Source organism: Streptomyces pathocidini (genome assembly GCF_001418495.1).
GTDB lineage: Bacteria > Actinomycetota > Actinomycetes > Streptomycetales > Streptomycetaceae > Streptomyces > Streptomyces pathocidini.
Genome location: NZ_LIQY01000037.1, coordinates 1 through 24,944 on the forward strand (window position 1 = coordinate 1; position 24,944 = coordinate 24,944).

Annotated in this window: 21 protein-coding genes; 13 read left to right on the plus strand and 8 right to left on the minus strand. The window is 69.5% G+C overall.

Annotation, left to right across the window (positions count from 1 at the left end):
- The 3 genes from AOK16_RS28910 to eccE all read right to left on the minus strand — a co-directional run.
- Positions 1-624, minus strand: a 624-nt coding sequence (locus AOK16_RS28910) for an SCO5717 family growth-regulating ATPase (RefSeq protein WP_276202463.1), incomplete at its 3' end; no start/stop codon positions are given.
- 188 nt (positions 625-812) lie between these two features.
- Positions 813-1,643 (minus strand): hypothetical protein, encoded by an 831-nt coding sequence (locus tag AOK16_RS02520; RefSeq protein WP_055470556.1) that lies wholly within the window; start codon positions 1,641-1,643, stop codon positions 813-815.
- Positions 1,643-2,986: a type VII secretion protein EccE gene (gene eccE, locus AOK16_RS02525; protein WP_055470557.1), complete on the minus strand. Its 1,344-nt coding sequence runs from the start codon at positions 2,984-2,986 to the stop codon at positions 1,643-1,645. The genes AOK16_RS02520 and eccE overlap by 1 nt, the downstream gene beginning before the upstream one ends.
- A gap of 195 nt (positions 2,987-3,181) precedes the next feature.
- On the opposite strand from eccE, the gene eccB reads away from it, so the two are divergent.
- From eccB to AOK16_RS02585, 12 genes are all read left to right on the plus strand, one after another.
- A complete protein-coding gene (gene eccB / locus AOK16_RS02530; RefSeq protein ID WP_055470558.1) occupies positions 3,182-4,753 on the plus strand; it encodes a type VII secretion protein EccB in 1,572 nt (523 codons plus the stop codon).
- A 269-nt stretch (positions 4,754-5,022) separates the two neighbouring features.
- Positions 5,023-5,343: a WXG100 family type VII secretion target gene (locus AOK16_RS02535; protein ID WP_055470584.1), complete on the plus strand. Its 321-nt coding sequence runs from the start codon at positions 5,023-5,025 to the stop codon at positions 5,341-5,343.
- Positions 5,344-5,407: 64 nt separating this feature from the next.
- Positions 5,408-5,698, plus strand: coding sequence for a WXG100 family type VII secretion target (locus AOK16_RS02540; protein ID WP_055470559.1), 291 nt, complete (start codon positions 5,408-5,410; stop codon positions 5,696-5,698).
- A 472-nt stretch (positions 5,699-6,170) separates the two neighbouring features.
- Positions 6,171-7,412, plus strand: coding sequence for a type VII secretion-associated serine protease mycosin (gene mycP / locus AOK16_RS02545; RefSeq protein WP_240483326.1), 1,242 nt, complete (start codon positions 6,171-6,173; stop codon positions 7,410-7,412).
- Positions 7,405-7,716, plus strand: coding sequence for a hypothetical protein (locus AOK16_RS02550; RefSeq protein ID WP_055470560.1), 312 nt, complete (start codon positions 7,405-7,407; stop codon positions 7,714-7,716). The genes mycP and AOK16_RS02550 overlap by 8 nt, the downstream gene beginning before the upstream one ends.
- Before the next feature lie 35 nt (positions 7,717-7,751).
- A complete protein-coding gene (locus AOK16_RS25065) occupies positions 7,752-9,155 on the plus strand; it encodes a hypothetical protein (RefSeq protein WP_079100989.1) in 1,404 nt (467 codons plus the stop codon).
- Between the two features lie 80 nt (positions 9,156-9,235).
- The gene (locus AOK16_RS02560) at positions 9,236-10,528 is read left to right on the plus strand and encodes a S8 family serine peptidase (protein ID WP_240483327.1); all 1,293 of its coding nucleotides are present in this window, start codon (positions 9,236-9,238) and stop codon (positions 10,526-10,528) included.
- Between the two features lie 203 nt (positions 10,529-10,731).
- On the plus strand, positions 10,732-11,517 hold the full coding sequence (locus AOK16_RS02565; RefSeq protein WP_157859077.1) for a hypothetical protein: 786 nt from the start codon (positions 10,732-10,734) through the stop codon (positions 11,515-11,517).
- A 126-nt stretch (positions 11,518-11,643) separates the two neighbouring features.
- Positions 11,644-11,928, plus strand: coding sequence for a WXG100 family type VII secretion target (locus tag AOK16_RS02570; RefSeq protein ID WP_055470563.1), 285 nt, complete (start codon positions 11,644-11,646; stop codon positions 11,926-11,928).
- Between the two features lie 250 nt (positions 11,929-12,178).
- Positions 12,179-13,441 carry a putative T7SS-secreted protein gene (locus tag AOK16_RS02575; RefSeq protein ID WP_055470564.1) on the plus strand — a complete coding sequence of 421 codons (1,263 nt, stop codon included), beginning with the start codon at positions 12,179-12,181 and terminating at the stop codon, positions 13,439-13,441.
- A 5-nt stretch (positions 13,442-13,446) separates the two neighbouring features.
- Positions 13,447-14,592 carry a hypothetical protein gene (locus AOK16_RS02580; RefSeq protein WP_055470565.1) on the plus strand — a complete coding sequence of 382 codons (1,146 nt, stop codon included), beginning with the start codon at positions 13,447-13,449 and terminating at the stop codon, positions 14,590-14,592.
- Between the two features lie 283 nt (positions 14,593-14,875).
- On the plus strand, positions 14,876-15,847 hold the full coding sequence (locus AOK16_RS02585) for a hypothetical protein (protein ID WP_055470566.1): 972 nt from the start codon (positions 14,876-14,878) through the stop codon (positions 15,845-15,847).
- Positions 15,848-15,917: 70 nt separating this feature from the next.
- Here AOK16_RS02585 and AOK16_RS02590 read toward each other — a convergent pair whose 3' ends face one another.
- The 5 genes from AOK16_RS02590 to eccCa all read right to left on the minus strand — a co-directional run bounded on the left by AOK16_RS02590 (position 15,918) and on the right by eccCa (position 23,090).
- Positions 15,918-16,523: a hypothetical protein gene (locus AOK16_RS02590; protein WP_055470567.1), complete on the minus strand. Its 606-nt coding sequence runs from the start codon at positions 16,521-16,523 to the stop codon at positions 15,918-15,920.
- Positions 16,524-16,545: 22 nt separating this feature from the next.
- Positions 16,546-17,340 carry a hypothetical protein gene (locus AOK16_RS02595; RefSeq protein ID WP_157859078.1) on the minus strand — a complete coding sequence of 265 codons (795 nt, stop codon included), beginning with the start codon at positions 17,338-17,340 and terminating at the stop codon, positions 16,546-16,548.
- A complete protein-coding gene (locus tag AOK16_RS02600) occupies positions 17,340-18,635 on the minus strand; it encodes a hypothetical protein (RefSeq protein ID WP_055470569.1) in 1,296 nt (431 codons plus the stop codon). Before AOK16_RS02600 ends, AOK16_RS02595 begins: the two co-directional genes overlap by 1 nt.
- Complete coding sequence (locus AOK16_RS02605; protein ID WP_055470570.1) at positions 18,632-18,943, minus strand: type VII secretion target; 312 nt, start codon at positions 18,941-18,943, stop codon at positions 18,632-18,634. The genes AOK16_RS02600 and AOK16_RS02605 overlap by 4 nt, the downstream gene beginning before the upstream one ends.
- 199 nt (positions 18,944-19,142) lie before the next feature.
- A complete protein-coding gene (eccCa, locus tag AOK16_RS02610) occupies positions 19,143-23,090 on the minus strand; it encodes a type VII secretion protein EccCa (RefSeq protein WP_055470571.1) in 3,948 nt (1,315 codons plus the stop codon).
- Between the two features lie 273 nt (positions 23,091-23,363).
- Here eccCa and eccD point away from each other — a divergent pair, with 273 nt between their 5' ends.
- Entirely contained in the window at positions 23,364-24,833 is a 1,470-nt protein-coding gene (eccD, locus tag AOK16_RS02615; protein ID WP_055470572.1) for a type VII secretion integral membrane protein EccD, read from the plus strand.
- Positions 24,834-24,944: the final 111 nt, after the last annotated feature.

A 24,944-nucleotide genomic window follows, 5' to 3' on the forward strand; every position in this document is an offset into this window, starting at 1 on the left:
AGCGGGGGCCGGGGCTGCCGTGGCCCGAGGAGGCGGGGGCGGTGCGATCGGTGCCTTGGGAGCCGGATCCGGGGCCTGAACCTGAGGAGCCGGATCCGGGGTCCAGGGAGCCGGTGCCTGCACGGGCGCGGCCGCGGCGGGAGCCGGCGGGGCGGCGGCGATCGGCTGACCGGTGGGTGGCGGAGGCGTCACCAAGGGATGGCCCTGGTCGTCGGCGGGTTGGGGGTATCCGTACCCGCCCTGACCGTCGGCGGGCCGCGGGTATCCGTAACCACCCTGGTCGCCGGCGGGCTGGGGATACCCGTACCCACTCCGGTCGTCGCCGGGCCGCGGGTGGCCGTAGCCGGCCTGCGGCGCAGGAGGTTGCGGGTATCCGTACCCGCCTTCGGGCGCCTGGGGCTGCTGCGGGTAGCCGTAACCGCCCTCGGGCGCGCGCGGGGGCTCGGGCTGCTGTACGGGCTCGGGGGCCGCGGCCGGGGTCTCCGGTGTGCCGCTGCTCCCCTCGCTCGAATACCAGGAGGGCGCGTCGTAGAGGATCTGGAACTCGCCGGTGAGCTCCGCGTCCGACGGGTCCCCGTCCTGGGCGGCGCCACCCGAACGGAAGTCGTCCCGCTCGCTGCTCACTGTTGTGCCTCCTGGCTGGTCAACTGGTGTGGGTGAGTTGTCGTAAACGGGCGGATTCGGACGCGACCCTGCGTCCGCGGCGCCACCGCATCACCAGAAGAGCCTAATCTTTCCCCCCGCACACAGGGCAAGTTCCCTTGCCCCACCGCTTGGCCCCGCGGCTCAGTCCACCCGGCGGGCCGGAACGGTCAGTCCATCCGGCGGGCCGGGCCGAGGAGCCCGTTCTCCGCCTCGGTGGCCTGGGTCATCACGTACTGCCGGTGCTTGCGCGTGCACCACAGGGCGACGTTGTCCGACAGGGTCGGGAGGCTGGCGACGTCCTGCGCGCCGAGCCCCATCACCTTGCCGAGCACCTCCGACTCCTGTGGCGACACCCGCTGTACGGCGACCACGTCGGCGCCGGCGAGCAGCCGGGGCGCGGTGGGGCCGAGGTAGGGCACGAGGGTCAGGACGGACTGCCAGGGCGCGGCCGTGATGCGGCTGCGCGGTGGGCGGGCGCCCAGGTCGCGGACGATGAGCACGGGGCTCGCGGCGGACGGGCCCTGCGGAGCCATCCGGCCCACCTGATGCACCGTCACGCACTGCTGGCCGCCGCCGGCCGCCTGCGCCATTGGCGTCCAGGCCTGCGGGCGGGCGGTCTCCACGGCGACGCGCGCGCCGGTCGCGGCCGCGCGCAGGGCGATGACCTGGGCGATCCACGTACCGCCGACCAGCACCACGTCCAGCCGGGTAGGGCGGCACAGGCCCAGCACGGCGGTCTGGTTGCTCGCGTCGACGCCGATGATCAGGCCGTCGTCGCCCACGGGCAGGCTCAGTTGGGCCAGCCGGCGACTGTCCAGGACGTGTGGGTTGCGGCGCGGGCCCAGCAGGCCGAAGGCCGCCCGCAGCCGCCGCTGCGGCTGGTTGGTGTCGCGGTCCGGGGTGCGCGGCAGGTGGCCGGGGCGCTGGGCCGGGAAGCCCGCACGGTCGGAGGCCTGGCCGGGACGGCCGGTGAATCCGGGAGCGAGGGGGGTGGACATCAGCGCGTTCCTCCCAGAGGCAGGGTGGCGAGCACACCGGGGAGCTGCTCGCGGTCGAGGCGGACCAGGCCGATCTTGGAGGCCGAGGCGACGCGCTCCAACTGGCGGCGTGCGGCGGTGAGTTCGTTCTCGCTGCGACCGGTGAGCCGTATGTATCCGGACAGCGCCGTGGCATTGCCGCTCGCCTTGCTGAGGGTCAGCGAGAACGTGCTGGCCAGCGCGGGCGAGGCGGTCAGCTGGCCGACCAGCGCGGGCAGCGGGGCGGCGTCCTGGCCGAGCTGCGGCCAGCGGCCGACCCAGTACGAGGTGTGCCAGCGGTCGTCGCAGCGCCAGACCCGACTGGTCTCCGCCGTACGGCGGTTGGCGCGGCTGCCGTCCAGCGCCGCACCGCCGGTGGTGGCGGCCGGGTTGACGCAGCTGGAGGTCGCGACGGCCGAGACGATCCCGGACTCGCTCAGCACCTTGGCGCTCAGGCCCGCCCCCATCAGGCGGCTGGTCAGGTGGTCGGCCACGCGCAGCAGCGCCCGCCGGGCGCCCTGCATCCCGCCGCCGCGGGCCTCGACGGCCTCCGGGCACAGCTCGGGGTCGAGCTTGAGCGCGACCCAGGTGAGCCGCAGACCCGGGGTCATGCTCTGGGCCTGGAGCGGCGCGTAGCTGCGCGCGGCCATGGCCTGCTGGGGCAGGTGCGGCGCGGGCGCGGGCTGGGTGTGCTGGACGACCTGGACGGAGGCCAGCTTGATGTCGTCCACCTCGAGCAGGGCCTGGAGCAGGTCGAGCGGCACTTCGCGCGCGCCGGGGGCCGGGCGCAGCGGGGTGTCCATGGCCTGCACCTGGACCAGGGCGGTCAGGAACGTGCCGTCGCCGACCATGCCGATCTCACGCTGGCTGCGGTCCTGGAAGGAGTACGTGCGCAGCGCCGGGTCGCACTCGACCGCGGGCGCGAAGCCCGGGTCCGTACCGGCTGGGAGCGGGGCGCCGTTGCGCTTCCTGCGGTCCTTCAAGGCGCGGGTGGTGGCGAACCACTCCTGGAGCGGGCGGCCGTGGCGGCGCAGCAGGCCGAACAGGACGAGCGGCACGGCGAGCACGGTGGCGACGGCGAGACCGATGGGCCGGAGGAGCCATCCGGCCACGAACAGCGCGGCGGCCAGCTCGATGACCACGAGTTGCTGCACCCGTACCGAGGCGCCGCTGCCGGCGCGCCTGGAGAGCGAGGGCGCGGCCGGGCCGAGGCGGGCCGGAGCGGCTGACCGCTCTCCCCGCTGGGCGTCGTGGTCTCGCTCCGTCCGGCGACTGTCCGAACGACGGCTGTCGTTACGGCGCCGGGACCTGGTCGCTGTGCTCATCCCCCGGTACAACTCCCTTTGTTATTCGGCCGCTTGGTGTGAACTGGCGGCGCATCACGCTACCCCGTACCGTACGGTGCGATCGTCACACGGCATAGTAGAGGTCCCCTCTGACAGAGCCGTCACGGAGTACCGGACGGACTGGGGGGTTTCGCGCCTCAGCAGCAAAGCGACAAACGGGGAGTTGACCCATCGATGGCGACACGTAGGGATGAGCTGAACGCCTACTCGTTCGCGCGCAGGCGAACGGTGGCCGCGTTCCTGCAGCCGTCCCCGCACGGATCGGAAGAGGGTGCCCCGCGCCCGCTGAAGACCGTTCTGCCGAGCCTCGGCGTGGGGGTGCTGGTGCTCGTCGGCTTCGGCGCCTGGGGAATGCTCAGTCCGACGGCGCCCAAGGGCTGGGACAACGTGGGCGAGAAGGTGCTCGTCGGCAGCGAGTCGACCACCCGTTACGTCCTGGTGAAGACCAAGGGCGAGCAGAAGGCGAGCCTGCACCCCGTCCTCAACCTGGCCTCGGCCCGGCTCTTGCTGAAGCCGGACAAGTTCGAGGTCGTCAAGGTCAAGGAGTCGGTGCTCGACGAGAGCAAGTACTCGATGGGGGCCACGATCGGGATCCCCTTCGCGCCGGACCGGCTTCCCTCCAAGAAGGACGCCGAGTCCGCCAAGGTCTGGTCCCTGTGCGAGGCCCCCGGCGGCGGCGAGGACAAGAAGTCGCGCAAGGCGACGTACGTTCTGGACAACGCGGACTACGAGAAGTTGCTGCACCGGGGGAAGGGGGAGCTGGGCAGGAGCGGGGCCCTCTATGTGGAGGGGCCGCCGGTCACCGGCGACGGCCGCGGCAACGAGTACATGGTCACCTCGGACGGCCGTGCCTACCTGATCGGTGGCGAGGTCTCGGATGACGAGTCGAACCTGCACAAGGTCCTGAGGCTCCAGCTCAAGCGCGCCATGCTGGGCGACGAGGCCCAGCCGCAGGAAGTCAGCAAGGAGTTCCTCGGCACGCTCCTCCCGGGCGGCGTCGTGGAGTTCCCCAAGCCCGAGGGCGCCGGGACGAACGCCGACCTCCCCGGAGTCGACCCCAAGTACACCAAGGTCGGACTCGTCCTCAGCATCGCGACGGCCTCGGGCAAGGAGCAGCAGTACGTGGTCCTCAAGAAGGGGGTGCAGCGGGTCTCCCCGTTCACCGCCCAGCTGCTGCTGCGCAACCCCTACCTCGAGGACCTCTACGAGGGCGAGGTCCCCGAGCCGGTGAAGGTCAGCATCAACGACATCATCCCCGTCGACGGCGAGTGGATGTCCGAGATGAAGTGGCCCGCGTCCACGGTCGAGCAGTCCAACACCCAGAGCGAGGGCGGCAACAGCGTCTCCTGCAGCGTCTACCACGGCAAGCGGGACGACATCACCGGCCTGCGCAAGATGACGATGTGGGTCGGCCGGGACTACCCGAAGGACGTCTCCCAGAGCGGCTCCAGCTCGTACGTCTCGCCCGGCAGCGGCCTGCTCTTCAAGCGCGTCACCGGCACCGCGGGTGGCGGCGGCAACGTCTACCTGGTGACCGACACCGGCCTGCGCTACTCGGTTCCGGCCACCAACGACAGCTCGGTGACCGGCGCCGCCAAGGGCGACCAGGAGCAGACCAACACGGCACAGATGAGGCTCGGCTACGACAAGGTCCTGCCCGCGTCCGTGCCGGCGGCGTGGGCCGATCTGCTGGCTGCCGGGCCCGAGCTCAGCAGCGGCAACGCGGAGCAGGCGCAGGGCTCTTAGGGGCACCGGCGCGACGCCGGGGAGCCCGAAGCGCCGGGGGGGGCTCTCCAGCGCACGGAGGGGCGCACTCGACCCCCTCGCGCATCAACTCACCTGGTTCTGAAGTGGGTTGGGGCGGCGCTGTCCCACCACAGGGCCGGGTATCTGTTCGCTCTGTCGGCAGATACGACTAGAGTTGAGCATGACATCGACCGGATGTGACTCCTTCGGGAGCCGGATTCCGGCCGGTGGATCTACCCGAACTCCTACGTCTCATGGGGGACACGAGCATGGCTGGACAGCAGTTCACCATGACCGAGGAGGAGATGGTCGCTTTCAGCGGTCGCATCTCCTCGGTCAACTCCTCGATCCAGGGCGAGATCCGTCGTCTGCAGACGACGGTCGACAACGTCACGAGCGGCTGGAAGGGCGGCGCGGCCACCGCGTACAACAACCTTCAGAGCCAGGTCAATCAGGATGCCAACAAGATCAACCAGATCCTGATGGACATCAAGGAAGCGATCGACCAGAGCACCAAGGCGTACTCCGCCTCGGAAGAGGAGCAGCGCTCCTCGATCCAGAACATCGCCGCCCAGTCCCCCTTCGGATGATCGAGCCCGTGCGCTCGCGCGCACGGCGTGACCGAAGCTTCCACGACATCTGAGGAGACAACCAATGTCCGGGCAGATCCTCGTCAATTTCCAGACGATCTCCCAGGCCGCACAGGACGTGCGTTCGACGGCCAACAACATCCGCCGCCAGCTCGACGACCTCGAGGCCGGCGTCAAGAAGATCGCCACCTCGTGGGAGGGCTCCGCACAGGAGGCTTACCGCGCCAAGCAGGCGGAGTGGGACCAGCGCGCCGCCTCGATGCAGCAGACGCTCGAGGCCATCGCCAAGGCCCTCGACAGCGCCGCGCAGAACTACCAGAGCACCGAGTCGGCGAACGCCAAGATCTGGGGCTGACGCCGGCGCTTGATGGGGACGGGTGCGCGTGCGGCGTGCCTGTCCCCATTGGCGATTGGCCTGTGGGCCGGCCTCGCTGCGAGGCCGGTCGGCTCGATTTCGGTCCGGCTTCGGCCGGCTCGATTTCTCGCCCGGTCTCGGGTCTTGTCGGGGGCCTGGGGCTGGCTTGGTTGGTTGTGTTCGGCTTTGACGCCGCGTTTGGGCTTTGACGCCGTACGGAGGCCTCGGCCTCGTGGGACGGCAGGCAACGGGAGGACGTAGGACAGTGGGTTCTGGGGCATCGCGGAGGGCTGCCGCGGCAGCTGCCATGCTGGCGGCCGTCGTGAGCGGGGTGCCCTTCGCGGGAGCGGCACCGGCCGCGGCCGACGCGCGGGTGTCCGGCGGGGGCGGCGGCTCGGCAGCGGGTTCGGGTGTGGGCTCGGGCACGGGTTCGGGAGCGGCCTCGGGGGTGGGTCTGGGAGCGGCCTCAGGAGTGGGTACTTCCCTCGCGGACGGCGGTGAGGACGGCGTGCGCTTCCAGGTCGACGACACCAACTGCTCGTTCCCGTCCGACCCGATCAAGGGCACGCCGTGGTCCCTGCAGCGGCTCGTGCTCGACCAGCTCTGGAAGGACACCCGCGGTGAGGGCGTCAAGGTCGCCGTCATCGACACGGGTGTCGACCCGCGCAACCCCCAGCTGCGGAGCGCGGTTTCGAAGGGCAGCGACTTCCTGGACAAGGGCGGCGACGGCCGCCTCGACAAGGTCGGCCACGGCACGAAGGTCGCGGGCATCATCGCGGCCCGCGAGTCCTCCGCGAGCGGCTTCATCGGCCTGGCACCGAAGGCGACGATCATCCCGGTCCGCCAGAACGACGACCAGGGCAAGGGCAACGTCGCCACGATGATGCAGGCCATCAAGTACGCGGCGGACGCGGGCGCGAAGGTCATCAACATCTCCCAGGACACCGCCTCGAAGATGGACCCGAGAGTGGACGCGGCCTTCCGGGCCACCGTCAAGTACGCCCAGGAGAAGGACGCCCTGATCGTTGCGTCCGCGGGCAACAACGGCGCGGACGGCAAGATCAAGGAGACGTACCCGGCGGCGTACGAGGGCGTGCTCGCCGTCGCGGCCTCCGACCGCAACAACGCGCGCGCCCCCTTCTCCCAGTCGGGCGAGTTCGTGGGCATCGCGGCCCCCGGCATCGACATGGTCTCGACCGTCCCCGCCGGCGGCCACTGCGTGGACCAGGGCACGAGCTTCTCCGCCCCCTACGTCTCGGGCGTCGCGGCCCTGATCCGCGCCAAGCACCCCGACTGGAGCCACGAGCAGGTCATCACCCAGATCGAGCAGACGGCGGACCGCACGAAACCCGGCCGCGACAACTTCGTCGGCTGGGGCGTGGTGGACCCCGTCGCCGCACTCACCGACGACACGGCCGCGCCACCGGAGTCCGGCCCCACCGCCGACCCGGTCGGCGGGGGCGGCGACCGCGCCGACGTCGAGGCCGCCACCATCATCCTGGGCGAATCCCCCCAGCAACGTACCGAACGCTTCGCCCTCTACGCCTTGGCGGGCGGCCTCAGCGCGGTCATCCTCCTGATAGGCGGCGGAGTGGTCCTGGGCGACTGGCGCCGCAAGCAGGGCGGTAGCGGGCCCTCTCGCCGGAGGCGCGTGATCCACGCCCGAGTCGTCAGCAACAACTTCGAAAATAACGGGGAGCCACGACATGGCTGATCAATACAAGGTCGAACTGAGCGAACTCGAAGGCACGATCACGAAGCTGAACGGCGTCCTGAGCCGTCTCGGTAACGCGGATTCAAACGCCAAGACAAACACATATCTTCCTGCGGGGGCATTGGGGACCGGGTTCGACGAGGCGGATTCGCTGGCGAGCGCGCACAGCACGATGAAGACGCACATCGAAGACGTCGTGACGTATCTGAACGACGTCGTGAATTCCTTCGGAGACAAGACTAAGAAGGTTCACGGGGCGTACCAGGATTCCGAGTACGACGCTCAATCGGGATTTCGTGGCTAGTGGCTGCGGTGCGGACCAACGAGGGGCAGTGAGACATGGCTGAGGAAAAGATCGACCAGGTCGGCTACGACTATCAGGCAGCGAACATGTGCTTCAACGAGAGGCACACGACGAACTTCGCCGGTGGTAGGGACATGGACCAGATGAAGGCCATGGTCGCCAATGCCAACCCCGACGCGGTGAAGAAGGTCGCCGATGGCTGGATGGGGCTCAGGGATGAGCTCGCTGGTGGGGATGGCAGCGTAAAGGCGGATTTCGACAAGGCCGTGGCGCACATCCTGCAGCACTGGGAGGGGGCGTCCGCGGAGAGGTTCTCCGAGCATGCACGGCAGATCAGCAAGAGCCTTCAGGACTGCTCCGAATATGCCCGGTACACGTCGGTCGCGATGCGGAACGCGGGCGAGGTACTTGGCCGAATCAAGCCCGAAGTCGACGCCATGGAGAAGCCGAGCGGGTTCTCCAGCGCGATGAACAGCCTTGGAGACGGCTTTACGCGGAGCGACGAAGGGCTCAACAACGACTTGAAGGGCGGCAAAGGCGCCCAGGAGGCCCTCGACCGCAACCACGACGACCTCTCGGCAGGCCGCGAAAGGCAGCTCGAGATGGCTGCGAAGATGGAGACGCTTGGCGCGGCTTATCAGTCGCAGGCTAAAGCGATGGGGTCGTGGAACAGGAAGACGAATCCACGAGACGATGAGGAGTATCCGGGGGAGCCCGGAGGCACAGCACCCACACCTGTGGTCATGCCGACGGCACCTTCGCCTCGTACCCCGAAGAACGTGTCCCCAGGGGTGGTTCGTAGTCCCCAGACCGGCTCGATCAGCCCATCGAAGCCTGCGGGCCCGCCCCGTGACTCGGGCATCACAGGCGGGGCCCAGAAGCCCGTCGCCCCGAAGCCTCAGGTGGGCACGGCCATCGACGGCATCACCAGCACCGTCGGTGGCGGACCAACTCCCGGTGCACCGAGCACCGCTCCAGGCGGCGGAACACCCGTTGGCGGCGGACCGGCCAGCGGTGCGGGCCCTGTCAGCACCGGTGGGACGGTCAAGGGCGGTGCCACAACAGGCCGTTCCGGTGTCGCAGGACGCCCCGGAGCGGGCGGCATGGGTGGCGCAGCGGGCGCAGCCAAGGGCGGCGCCGCAGGAGCACGCTCCGGTGGCATGGCGCGGCAGCGTGGCGGCGTGGTCGGAGGCGCGGCCAGGGCAGCGGCTGGCGCAGCCAAGGGAACTGCTGGCGGCTCGGGTCTGCACCGCAGCCGGGGTGCAGCAGCCGGATCGGGTGCAGCCTCTCGTAAGGGTGGTGTCGCAGGTGTCCCCGGCGCCCGCAACGGCCGTCCCAACGAGGAAGAATCCCGCGAAGGCGAGCGCCCCGACTACCTCATCGAAGACGAGGAAACCTGGACCCCGCAGCGTAACGTGGCGCCTCGAGTCATCGAGTAAGCTGCTTGGTTTGCTGTCGCAGTTGGTAAGAGGGTGTGGGCGGGGATGGTCTCGCCCACACCCGAGAGAGGACACAACGGATGGGCTTCTCCCGGACATTGCGCACTGCAGGTCTCGGCGTGCTGGCAGGTGCATTGCTGGTTGCTTCTGCACCGCTCGCTGCAGCGGATGAGGTCAGAGACAAGCAATGGGCACTCCAGGCGCTCAAGGCAGAAGCCTCGTGGAAGGTCTCGCAGGGAAGCGGTGTCACCGTTGCTGTCATCGATGACGGAGTAAATGCGAACCACATCGACCTTCAAGGAAATGTCCTGGAAGGTAAGGATTTTGTGGACGGCGGCAGTCCCACTCCCGCGCCGGGTGATAACCACGGCACAGCAATGGCTGCACTTATCGCTGCCCACGGCCACGGGACCGATGATGGTGTGAAGGGCCTAGCGCCTGCGGCGAAAATTCTTCCAATCCGTGACTTTGACTCAGAAGCGGGCCAGCTTGGCACTGTGATTCGGTACGCGGCCGATAACGGTGCATCGGTAATCAATGTCTCACAGTGCTTCGAATCCAGCAGCCCCTTTGAGCAGGCCAAGGTATCCGATGCCGTAGCCTATGCATTGAAGCGTGATGCTCTGGTTGTTGCCAGTGCGGGTAATCAGGATGAAGACACAAAATGTTACCCAGCGGCTGCGCCGGGGGCACTTGGCGTAGGTGCCGTGAAGAACGATGGAACTATCTGGGAAAATTCCATCTCAGCGCCCTACGTGTCCTTGACTGCTCCCGGCACTCACATCTTTTCCGCAGCTGGGGTTGGCAACACGTATCGTGCTGGCTCGGGTAATTCAGACTCTTCTGCCTACGTGGCGGCAGCTGCAGCTCTCCTCCGGTCGAAATTCACGGACTTGACGGCAGGTCAGATCGCTAACCGCCTCGTCAAGACAGCTGCCCTACCCGATGTCGCCAGAGGGGTTTCCCTGCCGGACGAACGATACGGCTATGGCAGCATCCAACCCTTGGCTGCGTTGACCAAGGACATCCCCGTCGGCTCGAAGTACGGTCCACTCAAGATTCCTGAGTCTCTCGATGGGAAGCCATCCGTTGATGAACCTTCGCTCGGCATGAGCGATGCCGAGCAGGAGCAGGCTGACCGAAAGGCTCTGATCATCTGGTTGGTTATCGGCGTGGTGGGCCTGGTTGCCATTGGTCTGCTCGTGCTGCTGATCGTCAAGCTCTCCAGGCGCAAGAAGGGCAACAGCGGTGATTCGGACGGTCCTTCCGGATCGGCGGGTTACTCGCAGCACGGCCAGCAGCCCTTCCCGCCCCAGCAGAACCCGTACCACCAGCCCACCCACACGTCCGGCCAGTGGCCGCCTCAGCAGTAGGTGCTGGCTGACAGCGAGCCCGGTGCCCTTGACGGGGCTACCGGGCTCGTATTCGTTTGAGGGCAGCCTGCCTCGGTTGTGGAGAGATCGGGCGCACCTGACCGGCTTGGCTCTCCGCAGTGGAATATCCAAACCCCGAGGGCACCGGTGAATCTGCGCGCCAACTGCAGTTGATGTGAGGCCACTACAGCCCAGCCCCGGTCTTGTCTGAGAACCTGTTGGGGCATGTGTCGTTCGAGTCGGCAGTTTGGGTGGTTATGAACTACAACGGTCAGGAATCGGCTCCGCATGGCCAGCAGCACGCGCCACCCGTGCAGGCCCCGTCCGCGCACGCCGTTCTTCCCTCCCACTTCGAGGTGGCGGAGCGGAAGCTCCGTACGTACGACCGGCTGCAGGGTGGGGAGCCCGCAGCGGTCGTGCGGCCCGCGGGGACAGGCGACTTGAAGGGCGCCGTCGCGCGGGTGCAGGTCGCTCAAGGGGCCCCGCGGCAGGGGAAGAAGGCGCGGCCCGCCTTTGCGGTGAACAGCGTGTACGACGGGTCGCCGCTCTGCACTGTGCAGCCCGCGGGTGAAGGCGAGTATGAGGTGTACGGAGGCGATGGCGCCGCGCTCGGGCGGATCGCCCGGCGTGGGGGAGCGGTACTGCCATGGCCGCGGCGCGTGCGCTGGACCGTCCAACTCGCCTCCAGCGGTGAATCATTGGGCGGGAAGGTAGGGACCTGGTACGCCTGGCTCGGGATTGTCGTCTTCGTGCCGTTCTATGCCCTCCTCTGGCTGATCATGACCGCGTACGCCCTGCTCCACCTCCTCATCGGGGAGAAGGAGGACACGAGTTGGGACCTCGGCAGCCCGTCCCGCACGCTGTGGCGCGGAGCCGGGTCGGGGACGGTCATCGAGCACGAGGGCAACTGCGTCTACCGGATCGGTTCCCCGCAAGTGGACCATCGCCTGGCCTACGCGCTGGCCGTGCTTCACGCGTGGGACCGCTGACGGTCCCTGCGCTCGTAGCTGTGAGCTCCAACTCCCGTTTCCCGCAAGCCCTCTGTGGATCGGCCGCCGTCGCTTCGATAGCCTGAGCGGCGGCGGCTCGATCACGCTGACGGGGAGGCGACGGGGATGTCGGACATCAAGATCGATGTCGATCGCATGAAGGTTCTGCTGAACAAGCTGGACCAGGCGGACGACCGCATGCGCGGTGCCTGCGAGAAGTTGCAGAAGGTCGGGCCCACGGGCCTGGGCACCGACGGGCTCGACAACGCCTGCGACGACTTCCAGGATGACTGGGGCGACGGCATCAAGCGCATCGCCGATGCGTCCGAGAAGATCCACGAAGGGCTCAAGAAGACGCTCGAGTCGTACGAGTCGAATGAGGAAGAGACGAGGAAGGGCTTCACGGGTTAGCAGCCGCGTCCCGGGGCTTTTCCGGAGCTCTCCTGGACCTCTCCCAGGGTTTCCCGGTGGCTTTCCAGCGGCTCACCGGAGGCTCTCCGGGAGTTATCCACAGGGGTGGTCCTCCGCGGACGCGCAGTCCACCCTGGTTCCTGGGCAACCACTCGTCACAACGGCTCAACACGCCGCGCACAAACGGCTCAACACGCCGCACCACGGCCGAAGACGGCGCATAACGGACGGCGGATAACGGGGAGAGAACATGGGCGATTCCAACTGGCCGGGGCTGGGGTTCAACCCCGCCAAGGGCGACTTGCACACGGTCGAGTCACTCGCGTACGACGTGAAGACGGTCGGCGACGAACTCGACGAGTTGCACGAGCTGTTGACGAGCGTCGGCAAGACGGATGGCGTCTGGGAGGGCGAGGCCGCCCAGAAGTTCAAGGACAAGCTCGGCGAGCTGCCCAAGTACCTGAAGCAGGGTCATGAGTCCATGACAGCCTGCTCGCAGGCGCTCAAGGCCTGGCAGACCAGACTCCAGGGCATGCAGTCGCAGGCCAAGGGGCTGGAGGCCGACGCCGTGGAGGCGCGCCACAAGCTCGACCAGCGCAACTCCGATATCGAGCGGGTCAACGGCAGGATCCAGGCCGCCCGCGGCCGCGAGCTCACCGAGGCCGAGGCCAAGCAGCTGGGGGACGAGTCCGAGGCCGCCCAGAACGCGGCGAACGCCGCCGTCGCGTCCCTTCAGGAGATCATCGATCGGGCCGAGAAGCTCCAGCAGGAGTGGCAGGACCGGGCGGGGGAGGCCGAGGACGCCATCCGCAAGGCCGCCGAGAACCGGCCACCGGACATCGGCATGTGGGAGAGCTTCACCGACGGCCTGAAAGCGGCCTGGGACGGCTTCACGGACTTCCTGGTCGAGCACGCCGACCTCTTCTCCACCATCTCCAGCGCGCTCGCGGCCGCAGCCCTCGTCGTCAACGTCATCCCGATCGGCGGCCAGGTGGCCTCCGCGATCCTGGGCGCGGGCTCGGTCGCCTTCGCCGGGGCCGCCATGGCGGGCCACTGGATGGGCGCGGCGCGGGGGAACGGCACACCGATCTGGAAGATCGGCCTCGACGCGCTCGGCGTGATCCCGGGGCTGGGCGCCGCCAAGGGCCTGGTGTCCGGCATCAAGGCGGGTGCCAAGGGTGCCAAGTTCGCGACCGGCCTCGCGCAGGGCGGCAAGACCATGATGAACCAGCTCAAGAACCCGTTCAGCACAAAGATGATCAACAAGGGCCTGGGGCTGTTCGGGAAGGCCGTGGACCCGGCGTTGCTCACCACCGGGGTCAAGGGCTTCTCCACCGGATTCGGCGCGGGCAACCTGCTGTTCGGCGGGAACGACGGCGGAGACGCCGCGCAGAGCGGATCCGGGGCGCAGAGCGGCTCCGGCACACAGAGCGGATCCGGCGCCCCGAAGGGCGTCCAGACCATGCCGTACCCGGCCACGCCCAACACCTTCCACCAGACCCTGGCGGCCTGACCGAGATGAGCGAACCCACCACTGCGGCGCCCGAACCCACCACGGCCGCACCCGAATACGCCGTCGCCGCAGCCGCCCAGGAAACGCGGCGCCTCCACGTCGGCTGGATCATTCCGCCCTTCTTCCACGAGATCCCGGTGGACGTGGAGGACGCCGACGCGGCGGCCGAGCGGCTCTACGACGTGGTGAAGGAAGTCCTCGCGCACGGCACCGAGGACGAGCAACTGCGGATGTTCCTCATCTACGCGACCCTCGTGGGTGAACTGCGGGACGCGGGCGCGGTGTACGCGGGCTTCTGCGCGATGGACATGGGCGGCCGCCCCAGCACCGCGACCGTGGCGGTCTACCGGATACCGCTGCAGGGCATCACCGCCGACCAGGTGCTGGCTGAAACCTACGCGGGCCTCCGACGCGCCCACCCCGACGACGACATCCAGGTCAGCGACCTGCCCTGTGGCAAGGGCGTGGTGCGGATCGGCGGCGCCCCCTTCACGCTCGCCGCCGAGGTGTCCCCGACCGGCGAGCCCGTAGAAGTGCCGCGCGGCCAGATCCAGGTGTACGTCCCGCTGCCGAACGACGCCGACCTGCTGGTCTTCGAACTCAGCACCCCCTCCATGGAGGACTGGGACTTCTACTCGGAGATCTTCGCCGAGATCGTGCGCACCCTGGACTGGGGTACGGACGAGGAGGTCGAGATGGCCACTGTTCTCTCCCAAGCCCCCTCCATACCCGATGTAGCCCCCGACCCGGCCGTCGTCCAGGAGCTCTACGCCTGCTCCAGCCGCGTCCTGGACAGCCTCGCCGTCCGCGGCCGGATGGACCAGGGCAACCAGGTGTCCGCCGTCACCTGCCCCGACTGCTGGTCCAAGGGCCTGCGTTCGGCCTGCGCGGTGCGCCACCAGTGGCAGGTGGAGGAGGTCGAAGACGAGGTGCTGGCAGCCGCGCTCGGTCGACTGGACGGCCAACTCCAGGCCGGAGGCTGGTTCAAGCTCGCCGAGACCGAGGGCCGGAGCGTGGCACTGGCGGCGGACGGAGGCTCCGGCCCCCGTGTCAGCGCGGCGCTGATACCCGGCCAGCGCCGGCTCGTCGTCGAGGTCACCGCGCCCTGTACGCGTACGGTGCGGGGCACCGGCGACTCGGTCTTCGGCTGACCCCCGCTCCCGCCGCTCGGGCTGACCCCCGCTCTCCCCTCTGCCCGGGCTGCCCGCCGGCTCCCGTCGCCCGGGCTCCCCCTCCCCGCTCCGCTCCCCGAGCTGACCAACCCACCTACCCTCCGGATCTCCAGGGCCGACCAGCCTCCGGACCTCTGGGGGCCGATCCGCCACCCCGGACCTCCGGGGGCTGACTTGCCACCCCGGACCTGCGGAGCCGATCCGCCACCCCGGATCTCCCGGGCTGACTCGCATCCCTCCGAATCCTTGATGGGATTCCGCCATGACGACGCTTCCCTCCGACGGTCCGGCCGCCCCGCTGCCGGTGAGCGGCCGCACGCTGTCCTCGGCTCCCGGTCTCGCCGACGCGGTCGGCGGCCTCAACAGCACATACCGCATGGACTACTTCGACGACCACGCAGTACGCCGCATGCTGGACGAGCACCGGGCCGCGTACCGCCGTACGACCCAGGGCGCGCCGATCCGACTCGTCTCGATCGCCGGGACGGTCGGGCTGGCCTGGCTGCTGTGGACGGCCCTGAGCAGGCCGGAGCGGATGGCTGAGGCGATGGCGCTCCCGGCCTCGTTGCTGGCCGTGTCGGTCCTGGCCTTCGCCCTCGTCTACCGGCAGGGCAAGCGGAGGCTGCGCCATCCTCACTTGGAGGGGTACCGCCACGTCCTCGCCGCGGCCCGGGCGCACGGAGTGGCCGTCACCCATGTCCCGGACTGGCTGACGGGCCGCGGCGGCGGGGGAGTAGAGGCGGCGCCACTGCCGCCGTACGCACCGCCCCTCGGGGCGGCGGACTCGGCGGACGCCGACCAGCCGCCGCAAGCCGCCGACCAGCTGCCACGCGCCGACCAGCCGTCGCAAGCCGCCGACCAGCCGCAGCACGCCGGCCAGTCGTCACACGCTGCCGTGCCACCCCCGCCCGCGAAACCGGCCGGCGTGGCCGAGTACGAGCGCGTCGCCGACCGTGGCGGATGGCATGACGAGGTCGGGTGGCTGTGCGTCATCGCCGCGGGCGTGGGCGTGACGCTCGCCGCCGTGCGCGACCAGCCCGAGGCCTACGCGGCGCTGCTGTTCGCACCGCTCGCCGCCGCCGTCTGGATCACCGGGTACCGGGAGGGACGCCGCAAGCGCGCGCTGGAGGCCGAAGCACGGGCGTACGTGAACGAGTTGAGCGCCGCGCAACCAACAGGCGCGGCGCTCCCCGAACTCTCTCCTCAACTGCGCCGGCTGTTCGACGACAACTGAGTCACCGATAACCGAGTCACCAAACAACCGAGTCTTCGACGGCAGCCGGCCCCACCGATCACCGGTCCCGTCAGCCGACGCGGGCCCCCGCCGCCCGCGCACGCTCCCGCGCCTCGGGGCTGACCCCGCGCTTCCGTGCGGACGTCCGGCCGTTGAACGCTTCCGGTTGCGACACGACGATGAGCCGTCCGGGGCCAGGCACCGCGGCGACACCGACGAATCGAGGGTCACCGGCGAACCAGATCTCACCAACGGCATCCGCCTTCGCGGCACGAACCCAGTACGTGTATCCGCTGCCGAGCCAGTTGCCTTCCTTCAGTGAGACCTGCTTCTCCGGCTGATCGGGATTGGGCACGCTGATTCGGACGGTTCCGTTCTTCGCGATGGCGACCGCGTTTTCCAGGCGCTGCCACGGATACACCTTCAGAACCGGGCGCAGCCCCTTGACGGTCAGCAACCTGCCGACCGCGGCCATCGACACGTAGAGAATGACCAGCCACAGGGGGAACGTGATCCAGAGCCATACTGGTGTCAGGAATACCACGTTGGCGTACAGCCAGATGACGTGCAGCACCAGGGAGAGGAGGGCGACGCCGGTCCGGAACATCACTGTGCGCCGGAAGGCCCTGCGGGTCGCCGGATCTTCATAGGCTGTCTTGAACGGGGTTGGGTCCACGACGAGTTCACTTCCAGACTGATCAACCAAATACGGCACGGACAGAGGCCGCGACCGCGGACTCGGGGATCTGCTCCTTGACATCCTCGGGCAGCGGATTCTCGAAGCTCACCATTTCGGCGATCCCGCGGTGGATGTCCCGGTAGTGCTCCCGGGCCCCCACCGCGGTCGTCGTGAGGGTGAGGACGGCCAGTGCGCGACCGTCCGGGAACGGGAGGTAGGCCGTCACCTCGTAGACCGAGGACCGGCCGTTGTCCACCCCGGCCGGGGCCTCCCGGCGGTTGTCCACCCCATCCGGGACCTCGACGATCGTCTCGGTGAACGCGCCCGGCCCGCACGGCAGGTCGACCACCGCCAGCGGCACCGCGTTCTGCCGCTGCGTGGCCGCGCGGACCGCGGCCAGCTTCGGCGGGCTGAAGGGGATCTCCGTACGGGTCAGGGTGAGGACGGACTCCAGCATGGAGCCGTCGTCCGCCTCGTGCGCGCCGATGGAGACGTGCACCACGCCTTCCTTCAGCATGACCCCGGCGAGCCCGCGCGCCTCGGCCAGCTTGTCGAGGAAGTCGGCGCGTTGGTCCTCCGGTACGAGTTCGAGGAGGGCGTTGACGGCCTCGACGAGCCGGGTGCCCTCCGGCGTACCCGCCTCGGCGAAGAGGTCGCCGATCGGGATCTCCACGAACCCCGCGGGGACGGCGAACCACAGGTCGCAGTCGCGCCGCATCGCGGACTCCTCGATGGCGTACGAGAATTCGGCCTCTTCTCCGGCCTGCGCCCCCGCCTGCGCCCCGGTCTGTGTTCCGGCCACTGCTTCACTCATCAGCTGAACAGCACCTTCAGGGTCTTGAGGGCGGTGGCGCCGTGGGCGGCCCCGTCGAACGAGCCCGCGCGGGCGCCGTCCATACCGGTGCCGATCCCCTCCGCCACGGGGTTCTGGATGTCGTCCCAGGCGTTCTTCGCCACGCCGTACACGCCGGTGACCGCGCCCGCTCCGGCGACCGAGATGTCGACGACCTTCGCGGCGGTGGCCGGGTTGGCCGCGCCCTTTACCAGCCAGGTGGTGAGCGGGTTGTCCGCGGCGGCGATCCGCTGGGCGGCCACCCAGGTGTTGCTGCCCGTGCTGGCGAGCTTCTGGCCCAGGGTGAGCGCCTCCGCGCTCGCGCTGGCCGCGCGCGCGGTGCCGTTGATACCGCGGGCCACGGCGCCGATGCCCGGGACCATGCCGAGGGTGTCGCCGACCACGCCGACCGCGTTGCTCCAGAAGTCGGCGTCGAACTCGCCCTTGGTGAAGCCGTCCTTGAGGGAGGCTCTCACCTTGGGGTCCGACAGCCGGCTGATGAGTGTGGCCGCGCTCGCCGCCGCCGCGACCAGGAGCAGGATGGGGCCGACCGGCACGGCGAAGAAGAGGGCGGCCAGGCCCGCGATCGCCGCGATCGCGCCGAGGATGTCGGTGAGGTTCTCGCCGACCCAGTCCATGGCCTTCTCGAACCAGTTCGGCTCCTCGGGAGCCAGCTTGTCCGTGGCGTCGCGGATGGTGCGCGCCTTGCCGCGGGCGTCGGTGGAGTGCTCCTCCTCCAGCTCGCGGGCGCGGTTGACGACGGCGGTGTACGCGTTCCTGGCGCTGGTGACCGCGTTGCGCGCCTTGTTGAGTTCGTCGGTGGCCTTGTCCAGGCGGGCCTGGGCGTCCCGCAGCTCCGCCTCGCCGGTGACCTGCTTGCCCGCGAGTTTGAGATCGGGGTTCGCGGAGGCCGTCTTCTCGTTGCCCTCCGCGGTCGAGATGTTTCCCTTGGCGCGCTCCGCCTCGCCGTTCAGCGTCCTGGCGCGGTCCTGGTAGCCGTCGAGCGCCGTCTGCCACTGGGTGAGCGCGGTCGCGGCCTTGGTGATGGAGGCGTGGGCGTTCTTGAGGTTGGTCGGCAGTACGCCGTCGAGCTCCTCGCGGAACGCGACTGCCGCGTCGCCTTCCCAGGACGTCCCGGCCCGCAGCTTCTCGATCATCCTGTGGGCCTCGGAGATGACCTCCGCGGACTTCGTGAGCTTGGACGACAGCGCGGTGACCGTACCGGTGTTGCCCGGCGCCGGATTGAATCCCAGGTGGGGATATGGATTGGCCGTCATTTTCCGCCCCCGTCCGCCGCGGCCTTGCGAAAGCCCTCTTCGAGTGCCCGCTCGACCTCTTCGTAGTTTTCCTTGCTCTGCTTCACGGTCTCCGCGAGTTTCTTCGCCTGCTCGGCGATCTGCTCGGAGCCGTACTTCCAGTGGTCCTGGAATTCGTTGCAGGCGTCGTCCAGTTCTTTGGTCCCGATGCCCTCGGGCGTCGCGTCCGCCATTGATTTGCGCACTTCGTCCAGTGCGTTTCTGGCGCCGTCCAACGTCCGGGTGAAATGCCCCAACTCACCCGTGTCCACGTTGAAATGCTCGCCCACGTGAATCCTCCCCGTTACCTGCTCCGGCACCGATGCGGCAGCCGTCCGAACTCTGCCCGCAATCGTGCCATCTTCTCGTTCCCGCTCACCAGTTGGGCGTCCTCGCCGGGACGCCCACGAAAGAGGCCGTACCCGTCGAAACGGGTACGGCCTCCCCGCGTGAATCCGGTGAAGATCACTTCTCCGGACGGTGTTCCGCTCAGCTCTCCGGCAGATATCCCGTCTGCACCAGCTGCCCGCTGCCGCGGCGGGAGACGAACTGGCCCCGACCGGGCGGCATCTGAGTCGCCTTGATGTTGTTGAACACCGGGCCCTCCGACGGGTCGCCGGAGAGGACCACGCCCTGCGCGCCCAGTTCCTTGATGCGGGTGAGGACCGGCTCGAAGGAGGAGCGCGAGGCGCCCGAGGTGGAGCGGGCCAGGATGATGCGCAGGCCCAGGTCCCGGGCGAACGGCAGGTACTCCAGCAGGACCGACATCGGGTTGCCCATCGACGTGGCGACCAGGTCGTAGTCGTCGATGAAGATGAACGCGTCCGGCTCGTTGTACCAGCTGCGGTTGCGCAGCTGCTCCGGCGTCACGTCCGAGCCCGGCATACGGCGGCTCATCGAGCCGGCCAGCGACTCCATGACCTCCTGGAGCTGCGGCCCCGAGGCGCAGTACTTGTACATGTGGCTCTCGGGCACCTGGCCGAGCAGCGCCCGCCGGAAGTCCGAGACCACGAACAGCGCCTTGCCCGACTCGTACCGCTCGGACACCTGCTTGGCGATGAGCCGCAGCAGCGAGGACTTGCCGGACTCGCTCTCGCCATAGATGACGAACAGCGGGTCGGTCTCGAAGTCCACGAAGACCGGCGACAGCGTGAGCTCGTCCACGCCGATCGCGATCCCGCGGCCGGAGAAGTCCCCGCCGCGCGGCAGCTCGGCCGCGGGCAGCATCGTCGGCAGCATCCGCACCTTCGGTGCCGTACGGCCCTGCCAGGCGTTGTTGACGGCCGAGGCGAGGCCCGCCATGCCGTCCGAGAGGTCCTCGACCGTCGGCGCCCCGTCGATGCGCGGCGTCGCCGCCAGGTAGTCGAGCTTGTCGGGGGAGAGGCCGCGGCCGGGCTTGCCCACGGGTACGTTCTCGGCCCGCTTGCGGTCGAACTCGGACTCCATCGCGTCGCCGAGCCGCAGTTCGAGCCGGTTGAGCACCTGGTCGCGCAGCGCCGGCCGCATCTCGGTGTAGCGGGTGGCCGTGATGACCAGGTGGATGCCGAAGCCGAGACCGCGGGTGGCGATGTCGGTGATGACCGGGTCGAGCAGCTCGTAGTCGTTCTTGAAGGTCGCCCAGCCGTCGATGATCAGGAAGACGTCGCCCCAGTGCTGGTCCGGATAGTGGCCCTGGGCCCGCCGGTTCCGGAACGTCCCCATCGAGTCGATGCTGTTGGCGCGGAAGAACTCCTCGCGCGCGTTGAGGATGCCGTGCACCTCCGCGACCGTACGACGCACCTTCTCCGCGTCCAGTCGCGAGGCCACCCCGCCCACGTGGGCCAGGTTCTCCAGCGCGAGCATGCCGCCGCCGCCGAAGTCCAGCGCGTAGAACTGCACCTCGCTCGGGGTGTGGGTGAGGGCGAACGAGGCCGTCATCGTGCGCACCAGCGTCGACTTGCCGGACTGCGGGCCGCCGACGATCAGCGCGTGGCCGGACGAGCCGGACAGGTCCGCGTACAGCACGTCGCGGCGCTGCTCGAAGGGCTTGTCGACCAGGCCGAGCGGTACGACCAGCTTGCCCTGGCCGTGGTAGCCCTCGGCGAACAGGCCCCGCTCCGCACTGGTGCCCAGCGCGGGCAGCACCTGGTCGAGGCTGAACGGCTCGTCCAGCGGCGGCAGCCACACCTGGTGCGCCGGCGGTCCCTGGCCCTCCAGGCGGCTCACGATGACGTCCAGGACCGTGTCCTTCAGCGCGTCGTCGACGTCGTCGCGCCGCACCTCCGGCTCCGGCTCGGCGAGGATCCGCACCGGCACCGGCGCCGCGGTGAACAGCACCGGCGAGCGGTCGATGCGGCGCCCGCCGGAGGCGACGGGGCCGTCGGCGCGGTAGGTGCCCGACACGTACGCGGCCTTGAACTGCACCATCGTCTCGGTGTCGTACTTCAGGATGCCCGCGCCGGGGACGTTGGGCAGGTGGTAGGCGTCAGGCACGCCGATCGCCGTACGGGACTCGGCCGCCGAGAAGGTCCGCAGACCGATCCGGTACGACAGGAAGGTGTCCAGGCCGCGCAGCTTGCCCTCCTCCAGCCGCTGCGAGGCGAGCAGCATGTGCACACCCAGCGAACGGCCGATGCGGCCGATCTGGATGAACATTTCGATGAAGTCCGGCTTGGCGGCCAGCAGTTCGCTGAACTCGTCGATGATCAGTACGAGCGAGGGCAGCGGGTCGAGCGGGGCGCCGGCGGCGCGGGCCTTCTCGTAGTCGGTGATGTTGGCGTAGTTGCCCGCCTGGCGCAGCAGCTCCTGACGGCGCGTCAGTTCACCGGTGATCGAGTCGCGCATGCGGTCCACGAGCGTCAGCTCGTCGGCCAGGTTGGTGATCACCGCGGAGACGTGCGGCATGGTGCCCATGCCGGTGAAGGTCGCACCGCCCTTGAAGTCCGCGAGGACGAAATTCAGCGTCTCCGAGGAGTGCGTCACCGCGAGGCCGAGTACGAGCGTGCGCAGCAGTTCCGACTTACCGGAACCGGTGGCGCCGACACACAGGCCGTGCGGGCCCATGCCCTCCTGCGAGGCCTCCTTGATGTCCAGCATGACCGGCTCGCCGCTCTCGCCGAGCCCGATCGGCACCCGCAGCCGCTCGTGCAGCGTGCGCGGGCGCCAGGTGCGGGCGACATCCACGCTCGCGGCGTCGCCGATGGACATCAGGTCGGTGAAGTCCAGGTTCGCCAGCAGCGGCTCGTCGGCGTCGGCCGCGCCCAGCCGCAGCGGGGCCAGCTGGCGCGCCAGCGACTCGGCGTGCGCCTGCGACAGAGTGTCCGGCACGCCGGTGAACACCCCGGCGCCCGCCTCCAGTTCGAGCACCTCGGGGTAGACGCGCACCGCGAGCGAGCCGCGCAGCTCGTCCAGGTCGCCGGGCACCACCTCGACGATGGTCACGCCCTGCAGGCCCTCGGCCGAGGCGAGCACCGAGTCGGCCGGCACACCGCCGCCGTCCAGGACGACGACCACGTGCGGCTGGTCCAGGACGGGCTGGCCCTCGGTGTTGAACCGGGCCCGGCCCTCCAGGTCGCTCGCGATCATCTCCTCGACCTCGCCGAGGTCCTGGCACATCAGCCGGCGCGTGCCGGCTCCGTCGGACTCCTTGTGCTGCAGGTGCGGCAGCCACTTGGCCCACTCCCACTCCAGCGCCGCGCCGGGCGCCGCCACGACCGCGATCCGCAGGTCCTCGGGCGAGTGCAGCGAGGCCAACTGGCCCAGCATCGCGCGGGTCTGGCCGTACACCGCGTCGGGGTCGCCGGAGACCGTCACGTGGTAGAAGGAGCGCAGCCCGATCGCCAGCGGCAGCTCGCCCAGCGTCCCGTGGCCCGCGATGAACTGCTGCATCGCGTGGGCGGTCAGCGGCTCCAGCTCGTCCACCGGCGCCGTCTCGGGGGCGACCAGCGGCGTGGCCAGCTGCTGCGGCCCGAGCCCGAGGCGCACCTGTACGAAGTCCGGGTCCGTGGAACGCCGTTCCCACAGCCGGGAGCCCTCCGCGACCAGCGCCCACAACTGCTCGGGCGCCGGGTGCAGGTAGTACTGCGCGTCGCGCTGCTTGTGCGCGGTCCGCCGCACCTCGCGCCGCTTCTGCGCCAGGTACTTGAGGTAGTCCCGGCGGCCCTCGGCCATCTGCCCGGACGGTCCCTTGCGCGCGCGCACCACCTGGGCGATGACCATCGCCACGGTGGACGCCATCATGAGCATGCCCATGATCTTCATGAAGCCGCCGGCGCCCTGGGCGCCCGGCATGAAGAAGAAGGCCGCCGACGAACCCATGCCGAGCATCGGCAGCAGGTTCATCAGCAGGCTGTCGTCCTCATTGCGCGGCAATTCGGGAGGAGGAGCGAGCTTGACCTCCTCACTCGGCACCTCCGGCGGGAACACCCGCGGCGGGCGCTTGACGATGACGACGCTCACCGATGCACCAGTCCTTCACGCAAATCGCAAATTTCGAACCGCCCCCGCGGCGCGGCCCCCGTACGACGTCAACCTCCCGGGCCGGCAAGCGTTTCGGCGCGGCCCACGAGTCAGGGCGTTGATCCTACTGTTCTCCGCAAGCGGTGAACCCGGCCGGGGGGAACGGGTGTTGGGGATGGACGGTAGGGTGACGCTCCAGCATGCGCGGAGCGGGGGACACCCCGGGAGAACCGCGTCCGAATCACCCAGTACTGGACGAGGGGGAACCGTCAGGTGAGCACGGTTTCAGCAACCGGATTCTGCAGAGTCACGGTCGCGGCACCGAACAGCCGGATCGATGTGGCGCTCCCGGAGGACGTGCCGCTGTCCGATGTTTATCCGGAGATCCTGCGCCTGTCGGGCCAGACTCCGGAGGAGGCCGCGCCCACCGGTTACCACCTGGTCCGCAGAGACGGCAGTGTCCTCGACGACGGCCGCTCGCTCGCCGAGCAGCAGATACGCGATGGCGAACTGCTCCTCATGCGGCCGTTCGCGGACTCGCTGCCGCCCGCCGTCTTCGACGACGTCGTGGACGCCGTGGCCGCCGCCGTCGAGACGGACCGCCGCAGCTGGAGCGACCGCATGATGCGCGGCGTCGGCCTCGCCGGCGGCTTCCTGCTGCTGACCATGATGGCGCTCGTGCTGTGGTTCTCCGAGCCGCTCAAGCACGACATGCACGGCCTGCCGGGCCTCATCGCGGGCGCCGCGGGCCTCGTGCTCGTCACCGTCTCCGGCGTACGGGCCCGGGTGTACGACGACCACCGCTCGGCCGTCGCGCTGGGCCTGGCCTCGCTGCCGCTCCTGCTGGTCGCGGGGTCCGGCATCATGCCGCTGAAGGGCGACGAGGGGCCGGGCCGGCTGCACCTGCTCGTCGGCTGCGTCGTCGTACTGATCGTCTCGGTGCTGCTCGTCCTGCTGCTGCCGGAGGCCGACGCCCCGTTCGTCGCCGCCTCGTTCGCGGCCGGCGTCGGCACGATCGCGACGTTCCTCGCGATCATCACCGGGGCCCAGCCGCGCGAGGCCGCCGCCGTCACCGCGGTGGTCATGGTCGCCGTCATCGGCTTCCTGCCCGGCTGGTCGGCCCGGTTCGCCCGGCTGCCCATCGGCTTCCGCTCGCCCGACCAGATCGCCCGGCGCAACCAGCGCGACAGCGACCAGCAGGAAGAGGAGCCGGTCGACTTCCAGGTCATCACCGCCCAGGCCCGCCGCGGCCACGAGATGATGCTCGGCCTGGTCGCTGGCTGCGCCGCCGCGATCGTCGGCTCCGCGGGCGTCGTCCTCGGCTTCTCCACCAGTGGCTGGGCGCAGGCCCTGGCCCTCGCGGTCGGCCTGGCCACCCTGATGCGGGCCCGGCTCTTCCTCTACACCGCGCAGGTCGTCGGCCTGATGCTCGCCGGCATCTCGACCGTCTGCCTGCTGGTGCTCGGCCTGGCCCTGCACCCGCCGGCCGACATCGTCAAGGAGCTGGTCCTCAAGGGGAACAGCGGCCCGCTGGACATCCGCACCATCTGGCTCGCCGCCGCCGTCGCGCTCGGCGCGACGCTCCTGGTGGCCATCGCGCTGATCGTCCCGCGCCAGGGCGTGACCCCGTTCTGGGGCCGCATGCTCGACCTGGCCGAGGGTGCGGTCCTGCTCTCCCTGATCCCGCTCTGCCTGGCGGTCCTCGACCTCTACATGGCGGCCCGCGGCATGACCAGCGGATAGCCGGCCCCTACCCCGGCAACCACGGCCGCCGCCCACATCAGGGCGGCGGCCGTTGCGCATACCGCGTACGAGATACCGCGTACGAGCCGGATGCCACTGCCCGCGTACGAA